Raw genomic sequence first — 14,779 nt, 5'->3', positions numbered from 1 at the left:
CCCCTCCCCGGACCCCCGTCGTCGAGGGGCCGGGGTGGGCGGGTCACTCCACGCGTCACTTCATGAAGCGGCGGAGCTTCTTGCGGTTGGCGGCGTCCCACGCGCTCTCGACGTCGTGGAACGCGACGGCGGAGCGGACCTCGTCGAGGGCGTGGAGCCGCCCGAGGACGAACGCGCCGGAGCCGAAGTCGTCGACGAGACCGGCGAGGAACTCGCGGGCGACGACGGTCTCGGCGTGCTCGTCGAGGACGTCGAGGAGTTCCTTGACGACGTCGACGTACTCCTCGGCCGGTTCCCCGACGTGGGGCGCGACGACGGCCGCCGCGTCGCGCGCGGCGGCGGCGGCGACCCGCAGGCGGGTGAGCGCCGCGGCGTCGTCGGCGGTGGCGTGGTCGACGTCGTGGTCGATCTCGCTGTGGTCGTCGAGGTCGACGTCGCGGTACGCGTCACGCACCGCGCGGTGGGCCTCGGAGACCAGCGGCAGCAGGACCTTCCGGGCGTCGCGGCGGGCGGGCTTCACCGTCGGCGGATCGGCGACGAACGCCTCGAGGGCGGCGACGAGGTCGCGGTAGCGCTGGGAGTCCAGCGCCTCGAGCACCGCGGCGTGGGCGGCGTCGGCCCGTTCGGTGAGGATGGCCCGGACGCGGTCGGCGACGACGGCGGGGTCGCCGGTGCCGGTCCCGGCGACGTGCCCCGCGGCCTCCTCGTCGAGGTCCTCGAGCAGCTGCTCGGCGAGGACCTCGAGGTCGCGGGAGGGGCGGGTGACCTCGGTGATCCAGGCGAGGTCGGCGCGCAGCGCGTCGGTGGCGTCCTCGGCGAAGAGCGGGGCGAAGGTGCCGAGCACGTTGTGCAGGCGGCGTGCGGCCACCCGCAGCGAGCGGACGGCGTCGGGGGCGTCGATGCGGGCCAGGGGGTCCTGGGTCAGCAGCCAGCCGACGTCCTGGGCGAGCCGGGCGAGGACGGCCGCGCCGGCGCTGTCGTCGACCGAGACGGCGCCGTCGCCCTCGTCGTCGTCCGGGCCGTCGAGGACGGTGCGCAGCTGCGCGGTGCGGTCGGACTCCTCGGCGCCGAGGGCCTCCCAGGCGTCGGTGATGGCGTCGAGCAGGTCGCGGCGGCCGTCGACGACCTCGACCTGCCACTCCGACCAGGTCTGCGCGACGGCGTCCTCGGGCGCGAGCGCCCGGGCGGAGACGGCGCGCGTGGTGAGGCGGGCGACGACGAGGCCGTCGGCGTCGAGCAGGTCGCGCTGGTTCGCGCTGGTGGTCAGCGCCAGGACGGGACCGAGGGCGCGTCCACGGGCTGCGGCCCAGGTGAGGCGTTGCAGCGCAGCGGGTGCGGTGCGCACGGCCCGACCCAGGGCGTGGCGGACCTCGTGGGTGCGGGGTCCCCGGCCGGGCACCTCGAGGACCCAGCCGCGGGGCGCGGGGCTGGTGCGCTCGGCCGTCTGGCGCCGCACCGAGACGCCGGCCGCGGCCAGCGCGAGGTCGGCCGTGTCGTAGTGCGTCTCCTCGCTGACGACGTCGACGACGGGGCCGACGTCGGCGACGCCGGGCAGCTCACCGGCGCCGGGAGCCTGCTCGGAGTTCGGCGCGAGGTAGGTGCGGGTGAGGGCCAGGCGCGGGGACGGCATGGGCCAAGAATTACCACGCCAGGGTGAACGGACCCGCATTCCCGCAGGTCAGCTGCGGTCCAGCCGCAGGACACCGTCCGCTCCGACGAAGGTGCTGCCGTCCTCGAACGTGATCCTCCGTTCGGTCATCTCCTCCCGCCCGACGCGCCACTCCCCCGGCAGCGCGAGCCGTTCGCGCAGTTCCGCGGGCGAGGGCAGGTCGATGACGACGCCGTCGTCGCGCCAGCGTTCGAGCTGGGCCGGCGGGACGGTGTGGTGACCGAGGACGAGCAGCGAACCCCCCGGCGCCACCGCCTGCGCCGCGCGGCGCAGGACGTCGATCCGGTCGAGGAAGGCGAAGGAGTGCAGGAAGGACGCCGTCACCAGGTCGAACTCCCCCGCGGGGAAGGTCTGGCCGAGGTCGTGGCGTTCGAAGTGCGCCTCGACCCCCGCCTGCGCGGCGTGCGCGCGGGCCCGCTCGACCGCGGTGTCGGAGACGTCGACGCCGGTGACCCGCCAGCCGAGGCGGGCCAGGTGCAGGACGTCACCACCCTCCCCGCAGCCGAGGTCCAGGGCGCGGCCCGGGGTGAGGTCGGCGACGGCGTCGACCAGCGCGGCGTTGGGTCCTCCGCTCCAGACGTGCCCGTGGCCGGAGGAGTACATGCCCTCCCAGAGTTCACGGGCGTCGCGGGCGGTGAGGTCGAAGTGGGGCATGGACCGATCGTCCGCGCCCGGGCTCCCGCGGTCGAGCCTCCTTGCCGTTCCGGCAAGGACCCGTCCGGTGACCGGGTCGTGGGCATGAGCGTGGTCGTGGGCGTGGTGAGCGTCACCTCGACGGGGTCGCCGATCACGCGTACACTAACGATTCATGCACGAAGTATCGTCGTCGGACCCGGTGCGGACCCCGCGTTCCCTGCAGCGCCCCCGGTCCCGGAACCGCCTCTTCGACCTCTTCCTCGACGCGGTCTTCAACTTCACCGGCCCGGCCCAGGTGTCGCAGGAGGAGGGGCCGCAGCGCGGGCCGCGCACCCCGGAGGAGGCCAGCGCCGGCTTCGACGGCTGGGAGCGCGTGACCCGCGGCGGCCACACCTACCTGGTCGAGCGCAACAACTCCACGAGCTGAACGAACCGCCCACCGATCGACGCCCCGTCGATCGCCCCGGGCAGGATCCGCACCTCGAGGACGTCGGGGCCCGGACGCACACCCAGCACCCGCGTCAGGTTCACGTCGCTGAACTTGCTCACGCCCGTGGCGGCCGCAGCGGTGCGCAGCGAACCCCAGTCCGGCCAGTCCCGTCGGACGAGTTCCACGAGTTCCGCGGGCAGCGGCGCGAGCCGGGTGCAGCGCGGGTTCGTCGCGAACAGCCCCCGGAGCTCCTCGCGACGTTCCCCGAACGTCGACACGACGTGGCGGAACCGCCCGACGTCCCGGAACGGTCCGGCGTCGAGGTTCACGTGGACGGCCGCCTCGGCCGGAACGGTGAAACCCAGGTCGCGGGCGGGTTCCAGCAGTTCCTCGAGACGCCGGACGTGGTCGTCCACCCACGGCGGGGTCACGACCTCGCAGGGACGCTCGCGCTCCCCCGGCAGCGGCGCCGCCAGCGCGATCGTCGCCCCCGCGGAGTCGTCGAGCCTGCGCACACCCCCGGCGTCCCGGACCCGGACGCCGAACAGTTCCGCGACGGGGTCCAGCACCGACCCGATCCCCTCCGCCGGGTCGGCGTGACGTTCCACGAGGCGCAGCAGCCGCGGGTCGTCGCTGAGGATCCGGTACCACCCGGGTCTCGAGGGTGCCCGGGCGTCGAGGTCGGCGACGATCGTCGTGTCGTCGACGAGGGAGCACACCGCCCCGCCCCCGGCGTCGAGGACGTCGAAGGCGGGGGTCAGGTGCCAGAACGTCGACACCCCCGGCGCCGACGACGCCTCGGTGTCGACGTGGAACCTGCGACGCACCGATCCGCCTGCACGGGAAGCGATCTCCTGCGCGAGGTCGAGCCTGCTCACCCCCACGGGGGCGAGCAGCTCGACCTCGAAACCGGCGCGCGGCAGGCTCGTGCTCACGTCAGGGTGCGACCGGCAGGGTCTCGCCCGCGAGCAGCTTCCCGCCGCCCGTGACCTTCGCCTCCCACGGGTCCACGTTCCAGACGGTACCGAGGGCGACGGCGTCGGCGTAGGTGTACCCCGCCGCGAAGAACGCGTCGACGGCCGCCGACTCGTCGTCGCCGACCCCGACCCCGGTCCCGGGATCGCTGGGAGCCGTCGGGGAACTGCCGGGGGCGATCGGCAGGGTCTCACCCGCGGTGAGCTTCTCGCCGCCGGTGACCTTCGCCTCCCACGGGTCCTGCGACCACTGCGCACCGAGGACGACGGCGTCGTCGTAGGTGTAGCCCGCCGCGAAGAACACCTCGCGCGAGGCCTGGTCCGCGTCGGTGCTCAGGTCGGTGCTCGCGTCGGTCGTGGGAACCGCCGCCGGGGTGGAGGCGGGCGGCGTCGCGTCGGTGTCCGCGTTGGCGTAGGCGGTCCCGCCGGCGAGGGCGATGCCGCCCGCGACGATGGTCGCCGTGACGATCCGCGCCGCGCGCCGGTTCGCCGGGGTCCGGGTGATCCGGGTGTCGTTGTCGCTCATGCCCTGGAAGACGCCTCGCGGACCCGTCGCGTTGCCTCGGATCAGCGGGAGATCGGAAGGGCCTCGCCGTCGTGCAGGGCCTGCCCACCGAGGGCCTTGGCCTCCCAGCTGGCGGTGTTCCACAACCCCCCGAGTTCCACCGCGTCTTCGTAGGTGTACCCGGCCCCGAAGAACACGTCACGGGCGGCGCCTTCCTCCATCGTCAGGACGGGCGGATCCGTCGCCACCACGAGCGGCGTCGAGGCGGCCGTGACCGGGCTGCCCGCCGGGGTCACCGGCTGCGGCGCCACCTGGCGCCCCGCCCACACCGCACCCCCCGCCACGACGACGGCCGCGGGCAACGTCACCAGCGCGCGCCGACGACGCACCCGCCGTCGACCCCCCTCGCGCGTCCGCACGACGAGGTCGTCACCCGCCCGGACGTCGCGGACCGACGCGTCGAGCTCGTGCCGCAGCCGGTCCTCCCAGCCGCTCAGCCCTTCGTCCACCGTGCGCCCACCCCCTCGTTCGACTCGTCCATCCGCTGCCGCAGTGCGGCCAGTCCCTTGGAGGCCTGGCTCTTGACCGTCCCGCGCGAGACGTCGAGCTGGTCGGCGATCTGCTCCTCCGACCAGTCCTCGAAGTAGCGCAGGACGATGACGGCGCGCTGCCGCGGCGGCAGGTTCCGCAGCGCCTCGACGACCCGGGACCGTTCGGCCCGTTCCGCGGCACCGTCGGTCACCGGGTCGTCGTGGTGGTCCTCGAAGACGACCTCGCGCGGTCGACGGGCCCGCGCCCGCCACCGGTCGGTGACCTTGCGGGCCAGCGCCGTGCGGGCGTAGGCGTGCGGGTCGTCGATCCGGCGCCAGCGCACGTACATCCGCTCCAGCACGTCCTGCAGCAGGTCCTCCGCGTGGCCGCGGTCGCCGGTCAGGAGCAGCGCGAAGCCGAGCAACCGGTCGCTGCCGGTGCTCACGAACTCCTCGAACGAACCCCCCACACCTCTCCAGACGACGCAGCGCCCCGCGAGGTTGCCTCCGGCGGGCCCCCTCGCTCAGACGCGCGCGGCGGCGCCACCGCTGGGCCCGAGCGGGGGCGCCCCCTCGCGCGGGACGGGGGCGGGTTCCTTGAGCTCCACGAAGAGGCAGTGCGTCTCGGTGTCCCCGGTGTTCTCCCCGGAGTGGCCCTGGGCGCCCAGCCACCGGACGGCCCCGCCGGGGAGCTCGACGTCGACCTGGCGGTCCCCGGCGATCAGGCGGCGCCGGAACGAGCTGAGGGTGACCATGACGCTGTCGGGGTGCTCGTGGGGCACGGAGCGGTGACCCGGGACGTCGCGGTACTCCAGGACGCGGACGCGGTCGTTCTCGAAGACGACGGCGTAGGAACCAGGGTTGGTGTCGACCGGATCCGTGCTGCCCATGACGTGACGCTACGCCGACGCGCCGGGCGCGACCAGGGCTCCCGGGGTGCGCTTCGACGGCGGACGCGGGACGCTCGACGGATGCGCCTGGGAACCAGCATCTTCCTCCTCGCGGTCGGAGCGATCCTCGCCTTCGCCGTGACCGTCTCCTTCAGCGGAGTCGACCTCAAGACGGTCGGGGTGATCCTCATGGTGGTCGGTGTCCTCGGAATCGTCCTCGAGTTCGCGCTGTTCCGGCCCCGGACCCAGCGGACGACGAGCGTGACGAGCACCGACCCCACCCGCAACGCCACGACGCGCCGCACCGAGACCCGCGACCTCTGAGCGGGCAGCCGTTCGACGCGAGCGGGACGATCGAGCGTGGTGGAGCACCCGTGAGCACCTACGCCGTCCTCGACGTCACGCCGGACGGAACGCTGGCCCCCTCGACCCGGCCGCTGGTCGACCCGGCCCCCGAGCACGTCCGCCTGAGGGTCCAGGCGTGCGGCATCTGCCACACCGACGTGTTCACCGTGCAGCCGCACGCACCGCACGAACCCTCCCGCGTTCCGGGCCACGAGGTGGTCGGCGTCGTCGACGCCCTGGGCGACGGCGTCTCCGGCTGGTCCCTGGGCCAGCGGGTCGGCGTGGGGTACCTCGGTGGGCACTGCGGGGTGTGCAACGCCTGCCGCCGCGGGAACTTCGTCGCCTGCACCGACCAGCCCCGCACCGGTTCGAGCGTCGACGGCGGCTACGCCGAGGTGGCCTACGCGCGGGCCAGCGGCCTGGTGGCGGTTCCCGACGAGCTGACCTCCGCCGAGGCGGCACCCCTGCTGTGCGCGGGGTTCACCGTCTACAACGCGCTGCTGAAGGCCGGGGTGCGGGCCGGGGACCTCGTGGCGATCCAGGGGATCGGCGGGCTCGGGCACCTGGGCCTCCAGTACGCCGCGCGCATGGGCCTGCGGGTCGTCGCGATCGCCAGGGGCCGGGCCAAGGAGGAGCAGGCGCGGTCGTTCGGGGCGCGGTACTACCTCGACGCGGTCGCCGACGACGTGGCGGCCGAACTCCAGCGGCTGGGTGGGGCCAAGGTCATCGTCGCCACCGCCGCGGCCGGCGACTCGGCCTCGGCCCTGCTGGGAGGTCTGGCCCACGGCGGCCACCTGATGGTCGTCGGCGCCGGCGACCAGCCCATCGCGGTCCCCGCGCTGAGGCTGATCTTCGGTGACGCCGTCCTCGAGGGTTCCCTCACCGGTCGCGCCATCGAGAACGAGGACAACCTCCGCTTCGCCGTCGACCAGGGGATCCGCGGCCTGGTCGAGGAACGCCCGCTCGCCGAGGCGGCCGAGGCCTTCGAGCGCATGCACTCCGGTCAGGCCCGCTTCCGGATGGTCCTCACCACCGGTTGATCCCCACCGGGTGGCGACTCAGCCGGTGAAACCCTCGACCCGGACCCGGTTCTGCACCAGGAACTCCCGGTCCACCTCGACGCCCAGCCCGGGGAGGGTGGAGACCACCACCACCCCGTCGGCGGCGGTGACGGGCGTCGTCACGTCGCGGGCGTAGTACTTCTCCGACGCCGACACGTCGGAGGGCATCGTGAAACCCGGGAGGCTGGAGAGCGCGACGTTCGCGGCGCGCCCCACCCCGAACTCGTGCATCCCCCCGACCCAGGCCGGCCAGCCGAACTCGACGGCGAGGTCGTGCGCCGCGAGCGCGGTGCTCAGACCACCCATCCGCGACACCTTGACGTTCAGCACCCGGCCCGACCCCAGGGCCTGCGCGGTCCGCAGGTCGTCGACGGTGTCGATGGACTCGTCCAGGCAGACCGGCGTCTGGACCGAACGCTGGAACTCCGCCGACGTCGTGAACGCCCGCGGCGCGAACGGCTGCTCGATCATCGTCAGCCCGAACCCGTCCAGGGAGCGCAACGCGGCCAGGTGTTCCGGGGAGTCGGAGTAGGCGCCGTTGGCGTCGATGTGCAGCAGCAGGTCGTCGCCGAACGCAGCGCGCACGGCGCGGACCGGTTCGACGTCCCACCCGGGCTGGACCTTCAGCTTGACCCGCGGGTACCCGGACTCGACGTGGTGGTGGTGCACCTGCTCGAGCAGGTCGTCGATGGTCTTCTCGATGCCGAGCGAAACCCCCGCGACGACCGAGGACCGCGTTCCCCCGAGCGCCGCAGACAGCGGGACCCCCTGGCAGGCCGACCACAACGACCACGCCGCGGCGTCCACCCCGGCCTTCGCGAACTGGTGTCCGCGCACCTTGGCGTAGGCGCCCGAGACCTCCGGGGCGGAGGCGACGGAACGCCCGACGACGGCGGGCAGCAGGTAGGTCGTCGCCACCAGCCAGCTCGTCGCGACGGTGTCGGGGGCGAAGAACGGGTCGCTGGGGCAGGCGATCTCACCCCACCCCGTGCGGCCGTCCTCGTCGGTCAGTTCCACCAGCAGGTGCTCGAGGAAGCTCTTGCGGTGCGAGCTGGTCTGGAACTCGTGGACCAGCGGCAGGCGCACCTGGTGCAGGTCGGCACGGACGATCTTCACGCTCGCTCCTCGGTGGTTCTCATCAGGGACGCCCGAAACCGTAGACCGACCCGCCGTGCTCGGCCCGGCCGCAGCTGACGGCCACGTACCCGGCGTCCAGCAGCGCGCGGAAACCCCGCCGCAGGTCGGTCCGGACCGCGGCCGTCACGGGACCGGAGGGGAGGTGGAGTTCCTCGACGACGGGCGCGGGACGGGGCGGCCCGCGCAGGTCCCACTCGACGACCACCCGGTCCGTGCCGGGACGGAAGTAGAAGTCGTCGACGAACCAGCGCGCCCGCGCGCCGAGGACGTCGAGGTTGAAGTGGGCGTTGCGGCCCAGCACCGGGTCGTAGGCCCAGCGCATCGTCGTCACCCCGCCCGTCCGGACGACGTCGGCCTGGGCCTGCTTGAGGCGCCGGCCGAGCCCCCGACCCTGGTGGTCGGGGGCGACGGCGGCGCTCTGGGAGTAGTGGTACTCGCCGTCCGCGTCGTGGGCGTGCACGCCGTAGGCGAACGCGACCAGGCGCTCCCCCTCGACCAGGCCCACCGCGGAACCCCCGTTGCGCACCAGCGCCGAGAGCAGCCGCGGGTTGAGTTCCATCCCGGGTTCACCGTGACCCAGCACGTCGCGGTAGAGCGCGCACGCCTGGTCCTGCAGGTCCGCGGTGTCGAGCACCGCACTCCTCAGCACGGCCGGGATCCGTGGCGCATCCCTGCACGATCGCGGCGGCCGCGGGCGGACGTCAAGACGGGACGGGTGTGATCCGGCCGACGCGGACCCTGGCCGACCCCGGGCGGTCAGCGTTCGTAGACGTCCGGGATGCCGTTCCCGTCGGCGTCGACACCCTCCTCGATCTCGATCCGGCGGTACACGCGGTTGCGGGTGGAGAGCACGACGGCCGCGAGGACCGCCGAGGCGGCCGACCCGACGAGCACCCCGAGCGTCACGTGCTCACCGGCTGCGGTGCCCTCCCCGAAGGCGAGCGACCCGATGAGCAGCGAGACCGTGAACCCCATCCCGGCCAGCATCGCCATGCCCAGGACGTCGATCCAGCGCAGGTTCTCGTCGAGCTCGGCCTTCGTCACCTTCGAGACGATCCAGGTGGTGGCGACGATGCCGATCGGTTTGCCCAGCACGAGGCCGGCGATCACGCCGAGGGCCACGGAGTCCTTCATCGCGGCGGCGAAACCCGAGGCGCCGCCGATGGCGACACCCGCTGAGAACAGGGCGAAGACCGGCACCGCGAACCCCGTCGACAGGGGTCGCCAGACGTGCTCGAAGTGCTCGGAGAGACCCGGCCCGGCGTCCGGACCACCGTTCTTCTCGCTGCGCAGCACCGGGACCACGAGCCCCAGCAGGACCCCCGCGACCGTGGCGTGGATCCCCGAGGCGTGGACCAGGCCCCACGTCGCGAGGGCGAGGGGGACGAGCAGCCACCACGCCCGGACCCGGAGCTGCACCGCGACGGTGAAGGCCGCGAGCGTCACCAGGGCCAGCAGCAGCGGCAGCCAGTTCACCTGCTCGGTGTAGAAGATCGCGATGACGGTGATGCCCAGCAGGTCGTCCACGACCGCGAGGGTCAGCAGGAACGTCCGCAACCCCGACGGCAGGTGCGAGCCGACGACGGCCAGGATCCCGAGCGCGAACGCGATGTCCGTGGCGGTGGGGGTGGCCCAGCCGACCAGCGCCCCCTCGGGGGCGTCGGGGTGCAGCACGTTGACCAGCACGAACAGCAGGGCGGGCACGGCCATCCCGCCGAGCGCCGCCGCGATCGGCAGGGCCGCCGCGCGGGGGCTGCGCAGGTCGCCGGCGACGAACTCCTTCTTGAGTTCGAGGCCGGTGACGAAGAAGAAGATCGCCAGCAGCCCGTCGGCGGCCCAGTGCTCGATGGAGAGGTTCAGGTGCAGGGCCGCGGGTCCGAGGTGGAACTGCCGCACGTCCTCGTAGCTGCCGCCGGGGAGGTTCGCCCAGACCAGCGCGACGACGGTCAGGACCAGCAGCAGGACCCCGCCGGTGGTCTCCTCGCGCAGCACGTCGGTGAGGCGCGTGCGTTCCTCCCACGAACCGCGGGGGAAGAGGAGACGGCGAGCGGTGGGGGGCGGGGTGGGCACGGAGCGACCTGCTTCCGGGATCGATGAGGGGCGAGATCCCTGACGGGACCGCCGACCAGACTTCCCGGCACACCTGGGGTCGAGGTTACAGGAGGACGGCCAGTCCCCACCCGAAGGCGGCCGCGAGGACGGTGGCCGCCAGGGTCCCGGCGAGGTTCAGCGTCGCCGAGCGCACCGCCCCCCGCTGCGCGAGCCGGACGGTGTCGACCATCGCGGTGCTGAACGTCGTGAAGCCGCCGCAGAACCCGACGCCGAGGACGAGGTGCCACCGCTCGTCCGCGCCGTCGAGGACGAGGCCGGTGAGGAACCCGAGCAGGAACGAACCCAGGACGTTGACGAGCAGGATCGGCCACGGGAACTCCGAGGGACGCCGGGCGCGCAGTTCCCCGTCGAGGGCGAACCGCGCCGCGGCGCCGAGACCGCCGGCCAGGGCGAGGAGCAGGATCACCGGGTCCGCACCGCGCAGGCGATGCCGAGCACGACGGCGACCAGGCCGCCGAGCAGGCTGACCGCGGCGTAGCCGAGGGCGGTCGCCGGGTGCCCCCCGCTGACCAGGCGGTCCAGTTCGACGGCGAAGCTCGAGAACGTCGTGAACCCGCCGCAGAACCCCGTCCCGAGCCCGAGGCGCCGGCGCCGCAGCGCTGCGGTCTCCGGTCCCCGCCGCAGCAGGGACTCCAGCAGCAGGCCCAGCGCGAAGGATCCGAGGAGGTTCACCGTGAGCGTCGCGAGCGGCCACCCGGACACCACGGGGACGCCGGCCGAGACCGCCCAGCGGGCCAGGGTCCCCACCGCGCCGCCGGCGCCGACGAGCACGAGGAGCCGCGGATCACGGTGCGGCGGCGCCTCGGGCGTGCTCACGGACGGCAGCCTCGCACGTCGCGCAGAGCCGTCGTCCGCCGACGCTGGAGGGGCAACGGGTGCTGGACCGCGCAGAGGTCGGCGGTCTCCCCGGCGAGCAGGTGCTGGCGCAGGAACGTCTGGACGCTGGCGCTCAGCGGATCGCCCGGGGCGGCGGTGTGCGGGTCGTCGAGCCCGTGCCGGGTGGCGGTGGCGGGGGCCAGCACCCGCCGCAGCGACGTCAGCAGCTTGCGGGAGTAGCTGCCCGTCCGGAGGCAGAAGAAGGCCTCCTCGGTGTCCTCGACGTCGAGCCCTTCGAACCAGTCGTTGAGCACGGTCCCGGTGTCACGCGTGGGGGTCACGGCGGGAGTGTGCCTCGGAGATCACGTCGGGGCAAACACCGGGTGCCCGCGCCGGGTCCGTGTGGGTGGGACCGCGCGGTGGAACCGTGCTGTGGGACCGCGCTGTGGGACGACGAACGCCGCACCCCCGTCGAGGGGGTGCGGCGTCGGGGGCGGAATCGTTCAGTCGCGGGGGTAGTCCGCGAGCGGCCAGCCACCGGCGGCCAGGTGCGAGGACACCCGGGCGACGTCGGCGGTCGCCGGTTCGTCGAGGGTGGCCTCGTTGATGAGGCGCTCCACGTCGGAGACCGTGATGACCTCGCCCTGGCGGGCGAGACCGACGATCTCGGCGGCGATGGAGTGGACCTCCTCGTCGGTGAGCTTGCGGCGCAGGAGGCCGAGCAGGGCCACGTAGTCCTGGCGCGGGACGCCGCCCGGGTACCCGGCGCGCAGCCAGTCGACGACGCGGGTCGCGAGGTTGGTGGAGCTGGAGGTCATGGCTGTCCCGTCACTTGTCGACGATGGTCGGGAAGACGTGCTCGAAGCTGAGCGCCTTGCCGAACCCGCTGGCCACGATGAACGTGATGCCGAGCGCGACGGCCAGGACGACGATCGCGAAGCAGACGACCGCGAGGACCTTCCCGACCGGGTGCCCCGGTGCGTGGCTGGTCTCGGCCGAGCCGCCGGCCCCGTAGGCCAGCGAGCGCACACCGGCGGAGAAGAGCACCGGGAGGCCGGCGCCCAGGACGAGGGCGACGAGCAGGATCTTCCACAGCGCGTCGCCGACGAGGGTCAGGTTCTGGACCATGTCGTTGTTCCCCTCAGACCGCGGCGGGGGTGCGGTCGGCACCCTCGCTCGCTTCCCACTCGTCGTTGACGTTGCCGGCGTGCACCGGGTTCTTGCGCGAGTGGCGCATCACGACGAGCGTGAAGGCGACCAGGATCGCAGTGATGACGATCGCGCCGACGGCGCCGCCGCCCAGCGCGTGGCCGATCCACCACATCAGGGCCCCGACGATCCCGGCGGCCGGGATGGTCGTCACCCAGGCGATGACCATGCGGCCGGCGACCCGCCAGCGCACGACGGCACCGGGCTTGCCGAGGCCGGCGCCGAGCACCGAACCGGTCGTCACGTGGGTGGTGGAGAGCGCGAAGCCCAGGTGGCTGGAGATGAGGATGACCGCGCCGGACGCGGTCTCGGCGGCCATGCCCTGCGGCGGGGTGATCTCGATGAGGCCCTTGCCGAGGGTGCGGATGATCCGCCAGCCGCCGAGGTAGGTCCCGGAGGCGATGGCGAGGGCGCAGGCGACCTTGACCCAGAACGGGATGGACTCGGTGCTGGACCAGTGCCCGGAGGCGATCAGCCCGAGGGTGATGACGCCCATCGTCTTCTGCGCGTCGTTCGTGCCGTGCGCCAGCGACACCAGCGAGGCGGAGCCGATCTGGCCCCAGCGGAACCCCTGGTCGGTGAAGCGCTGGGCGACGCCCGAGATGACCTTGTGGACGACGAAGGTGCCGACGGTCGCGACGATCGCGGCCAGGATCGGCGAGGCGACGGCGGGGATGATGACCTTGCCCACGACGCCGTCGATCTTGGTGCCGTCGCCGTTCCAGTTCACGCCCGCCCAGCCGAGGCCGGCGACGGTCGCGCCGATCAGACCGCCGAAGAGGGCGTGCGAGGAGCTGGACGGCAGACCGATCAGCCAGGTCAGCAGGTTCCAGGCGATCGCGCCGACGAGGCCGGCGAGGACGATCAGCAGGAGCGCCGAGCCCCCGCCGTCGAGCAGTTCGGGTTTGGGGGCACCGCTCTTGTCCTGGATCTTGACGACCGCGTTCGAGACGGTGAGGGCGACCTCGACGGACAGGAACGCCCCGACGAGGTTGAGGATGCCGGAGAGGCCCACGGCCACCTTGGGTGGCAGAGCTCCGGTGGCGATGGACGTGGCCATCGCGTTGGCCGTGTCGTGGAAGCCGTTGGTGAAGTCGAAGGTGAGCGCCACCACGACGACCAGCACGAGGATGAGCGTTGCTGTCTCCACGAGGGGAAAGGCTGCCCCTCCGCGGGACCCGCGAGAAGCCACTTCCACCCTCCGGCGGGAGAGTTCACGCGGCGTTCACCCCGCGTCGGGAACCCGGCCTTCCAGCGGGACGGAGGGTCACGGCGACCGCACCCGTGGTGGCCGTGGTGACCCCGCGGGCGCAGCCCCGTGCACCGGTCCGGTGACCTCAGGCGGCGGGGCGGCGGTCCGTCTCGAGGATCGTCCGCGCGTGCACGACGAGCAGCGGGTCCGGCAGGCCGACGACCTCGGCGTCCTTGTCGTCGTAGTCGAACATCGCCAGCACGTGGCGCATGGCGGCGAGGCGGGCGCGCTTCTTGTCGTTGGTCTTCACCACCGTCCACGGGGCGAAGTCGGTGTCCGTGGTGGAGAACATCGCCTCCTTGGCCGCGGTGTAGTCGTCCCAGCGGTCCAGGCTCGCGAGGTCCATCGGCGACAGCTTCCACTGGCGGACCGGGTCGATCTGGCGGATGAGGAAGCGGGTGCGCTGCTCGGCCCGGGTCACCGAGAACCAGAACTTCACCAGGTGGATCCCGTCGTCGACGAGCATCCGCTCGAACAGCGGGGCCTGGGTCACGAACCGGTCGTACTCCGCGGCCGTGGCGAACCCCATGACCCGCTCGACCCCGGCGCGGTTGTACCAGGAGCGGTCGAACAGGACGAACTCCCCGGCGGCCGGCAGGTGCTGGACGTAGCGCTGGAAGTACCACTGGGTGGACTCGCGCTCGCTCGGCCTCTCGAGCGCCACGACGCGGGCCCCGCGCGGGTTGAGGTGCTCCATGAAGCGCTTGATGGTGCCGCCCTTGCCCGCGGCGTCACGTCCCTCGCAGAGCACCACGATGCGCTCGCCGGACTCCTTGAGCCAGCGCTGGAGCTTGAGCAGCTCGATCTGGAGCAACCGCTTCTCGGCGTCGTACTCGGGGCGGCCGAGGCGCTCGTCGTAGGGGTAGTCCTCGCGCCAGGTGTCCACGACGCTGCCGTCGGGCGTCAGCAGCTCCGGCTCGTCCTCGTCGTCACGAACGGTCATGCCGAGGTCAGGGGTCAGGTGCACGCCGGCATGCAACCCCGGGCCGCCCCGCGCCGGTCGACGGCCCGGTGATCGGGCGGTGAACTCACGGCGAACAGGTCGCGTCGGACGCCCCGGGTAGCCTCCCGGCGGTCTGTTACGGGATGTCACCCGTTCGCCGACACCCCACCGGCGCAGCCAGTGCGCTCAAGCCCGGCCCGATGTCCAAGGGGAGCAACGAACCACCCCTCACCCCCCGGAGGATCCCCCGTGTCTCAGCCCGTCACCACC

General features: G+C 73.2%; 20 protein-coding genes. 3 read left to right on the top strand and 17 right to left on the bottom strand.

Translation table 11 applies throughout. The features are described from left to right. Positions 1 to 55 precede the first annotated feature (55 nt). Together AC0I8G_RS25595 and AC0I8G_RS25590 are read right to left on the bottom strand one after the other, a co-directional pair. Positions 56 to 1,630 carry a CYTH and CHAD domain-containing protein gene (locus AC0I8G_RS25595; protein WP_471732464.1) on the bottom strand — a complete coding sequence of 525 codons (1,575 nt, stop codon included), beginning with the start codon at positions 1,628 to 1,630 and terminating at the stop codon, positions 56 to 58. A 48-nt stretch (positions 1,631 to 1,678) separates the two neighbouring features. After that, positions 1,679 to 2,323 carry a class I SAM-dependent methyltransferase gene (locus AC0I8G_RS25590; RefSeq protein WP_471732463.1) on the bottom strand — a complete coding sequence of 215 codons (645 nt, stop codon included), beginning with the start codon at positions 2,321 to 2,323 and terminating at the stop codon, positions 1,679 to 1,681. 154 nt (positions 2,324 to 2,477) lie between these two features. Between AC0I8G_RS25590 and AC0I8G_RS25585 the strand changes: the two genes are divergently transcribed. Beyond that, entirely contained in the window at positions 2,478 to 2,732 is a 255-nt protein-coding gene (locus AC0I8G_RS25585) for a hypothetical protein (RefSeq protein WP_471732462.1), read from the top strand. On the opposite strand, the gene AC0I8G_RS25580 is transcribed toward AC0I8G_RS25585, so the two are convergent. Genes AC0I8G_RS25580 through AC0I8G_RS25560 form a run of 5 tightly spaced genes read right to left on the bottom strand, consistent with a single transcriptional unit; the run spans position 2,699 to position 5,634 of the window. After that, positions 2,699 to 3,670: an amidoligase family protein gene (locus AC0I8G_RS25580; protein ID WP_471732461.1), complete on the bottom strand. Its 972-nt coding sequence runs from the start codon at positions 3,668 to 3,670 to the stop codon at positions 2,699 to 2,701. The genes AC0I8G_RS25585 and AC0I8G_RS25580 overlap by 34 nt on opposite strands. 1 nt (position 3,671) lies before the next feature. Beyond that, positions 3,672 to 4,235 (bottom strand): hypothetical protein, encoded by a 564-nt coding sequence (locus tag AC0I8G_RS25575; RefSeq protein WP_471732460.1) that lies wholly within the window; start codon positions 4,233 to 4,235, stop codon positions 3,672 to 3,674. Between the two features lie 41 nt (positions 4,236 to 4,276). Further along, positions 4,277 to 4,723, bottom strand: a complete 447-nt coding sequence (locus AC0I8G_RS25570; protein ID WP_471732459.1) for a hypothetical protein — start codon at positions 4,721 to 4,723, stop codon at positions 4,277 to 4,279. Further along, positions 4,708 to 5,214: a SigE family RNA polymerase sigma factor gene (locus tag AC0I8G_RS25565; protein ID WP_471732458.1), complete on the bottom strand. Its 507-nt coding sequence runs from the start codon at positions 5,212 to 5,214 to the stop codon at positions 4,708 to 4,710. Before AC0I8G_RS25565 ends, AC0I8G_RS25570 begins: the two co-directional genes overlap by 16 nt. A gap of 54 nt (positions 5,215 to 5,268) precedes the next feature. Beyond that, on the bottom strand, positions 5,269 to 5,634 hold the full coding sequence (locus AC0I8G_RS25560; protein WP_471732457.1) for a cytoplasmic protein: 366 nt from the start codon (positions 5,632 to 5,634) through the stop codon (positions 5,269 to 5,271). Between the two features lie 81 nt (positions 5,635 to 5,715). Here AC0I8G_RS25560 and AC0I8G_RS25555 point away from each other — a divergent pair, with 81 nt between their 5' ends. Beyond that, a complete protein-coding gene (locus AC0I8G_RS25555) occupies positions 5,716 to 5,958 on the top strand; it encodes a DUF6458 family protein (protein ID WP_328294102.1) in 243 nt (80 codons plus the stop codon). A gap of 50 nt (positions 5,959 to 6,008) precedes the next feature. Then, positions 6,009 to 7,019, top strand: a complete 1,011-nt coding sequence (locus AC0I8G_RS25550; protein WP_471732456.1) for an alcohol dehydrogenase catalytic domain-containing protein — start codon at positions 6,009 to 6,011, stop codon at positions 7,017 to 7,019. Positions 7,020 to 7,037: 18 nt separating this feature from the next. Here AC0I8G_RS25550 and menC read toward each other — a convergent pair whose 3' ends face one another. The 10 genes from menC to ppk2 form a co-directional block, all read right to left on the bottom strand. After that, positions 7,038 to 8,156, bottom strand: coding sequence for an o-succinylbenzoate synthase (gene menC, locus AC0I8G_RS25545; RefSeq protein ID WP_471732455.1), 1,119 nt, complete (start codon positions 8,154 to 8,156; stop codon positions 7,038 to 7,040). 22 nt (positions 8,157 to 8,178) lie between these two features. Further along, complete coding sequence (locus AC0I8G_RS25540; protein ID WP_471732454.1) at positions 8,179 to 8,811, bottom strand: GNAT family N-acetyltransferase; 633 nt, start codon at positions 8,809 to 8,811, stop codon at positions 8,179 to 8,181. A 122-nt stretch (positions 8,812 to 8,933) separates the two neighbouring features. Then, on the bottom strand, positions 8,934 to 10,247 hold the full coding sequence (gene nhaA, locus AC0I8G_RS25535) for a Na+/H+ antiporter NhaA (RefSeq protein ID WP_471732453.1): 1,314 nt from the start codon (positions 10,245 to 10,247) through the stop codon (positions 8,934 to 8,936). Positions 10,248 to 10,332: 85 nt separating this feature from the next. Then, entirely contained in the window at positions 10,333 to 10,695 is a 363-nt protein-coding gene (gene crcB, locus AC0I8G_RS25530; protein ID WP_471732452.1) for a fluoride efflux transporter CrcB, read from the bottom strand. After that, complete coding sequence (locus AC0I8G_RS25525; RefSeq protein ID WP_471732451.1) at positions 10,692 to 11,105, bottom strand: fluoride efflux transporter FluC; 414 nt, start codon at positions 11,103 to 11,105, stop codon at positions 10,692 to 10,694. The genes crcB and AC0I8G_RS25525 overlap by 4 nt, the downstream gene beginning before the upstream one ends. Then, entirely contained in the window at positions 11,102 to 11,446 is a 345-nt protein-coding gene (locus tag AC0I8G_RS25520; protein ID WP_471732450.1) for a hypothetical protein, read from the bottom strand. Before AC0I8G_RS25520 ends, AC0I8G_RS25525 begins: the two co-directional genes overlap by 4 nt. Before the next feature lie 162 nt (positions 11,447 to 11,608). Continuing rightward, entirely contained in the window at positions 11,609 to 11,923 is a 315-nt protein-coding gene (locus AC0I8G_RS25515) for a DUF3349 domain-containing protein (RefSeq protein WP_328294094.1), read from the bottom strand. A gap of 10 nt (positions 11,924 to 11,933) precedes the next feature. Further along, entirely contained in the window at positions 11,934 to 12,233 is a 300-nt protein-coding gene (locus AC0I8G_RS25510) for a hypothetical protein (RefSeq protein ID WP_471732449.1), read from the bottom strand. A 13-nt stretch (positions 12,234 to 12,246) separates the two neighbouring features. Next, entirely contained in the window at positions 12,247 to 13,464 is a 1,218-nt protein-coding gene (locus AC0I8G_RS25505) for an inorganic phosphate transporter (RefSeq protein WP_471732448.1), read from the bottom strand. A gap of 187 nt (positions 13,465 to 13,651) precedes the next feature. Further along, positions 13,652 to 14,509 (bottom strand): polyphosphate kinase 2, encoded by an 858-nt coding sequence (ppk2, locus tag AC0I8G_RS25500; protein WP_471732465.1) that lies wholly within the window; start codon positions 14,507 to 14,509, stop codon positions 13,652 to 13,654. Positions 14,510 to 14,779: the final 270 nt, after the last annotated feature.

The sequence above is a fragment of the Kineococcus sp. AC630 genome, assembly GCF_979255925.1.
Note: the sequence above shows the minus strand (reverse complement) of the source record. Positions and strands in the feature narration are given on the sequence as shown.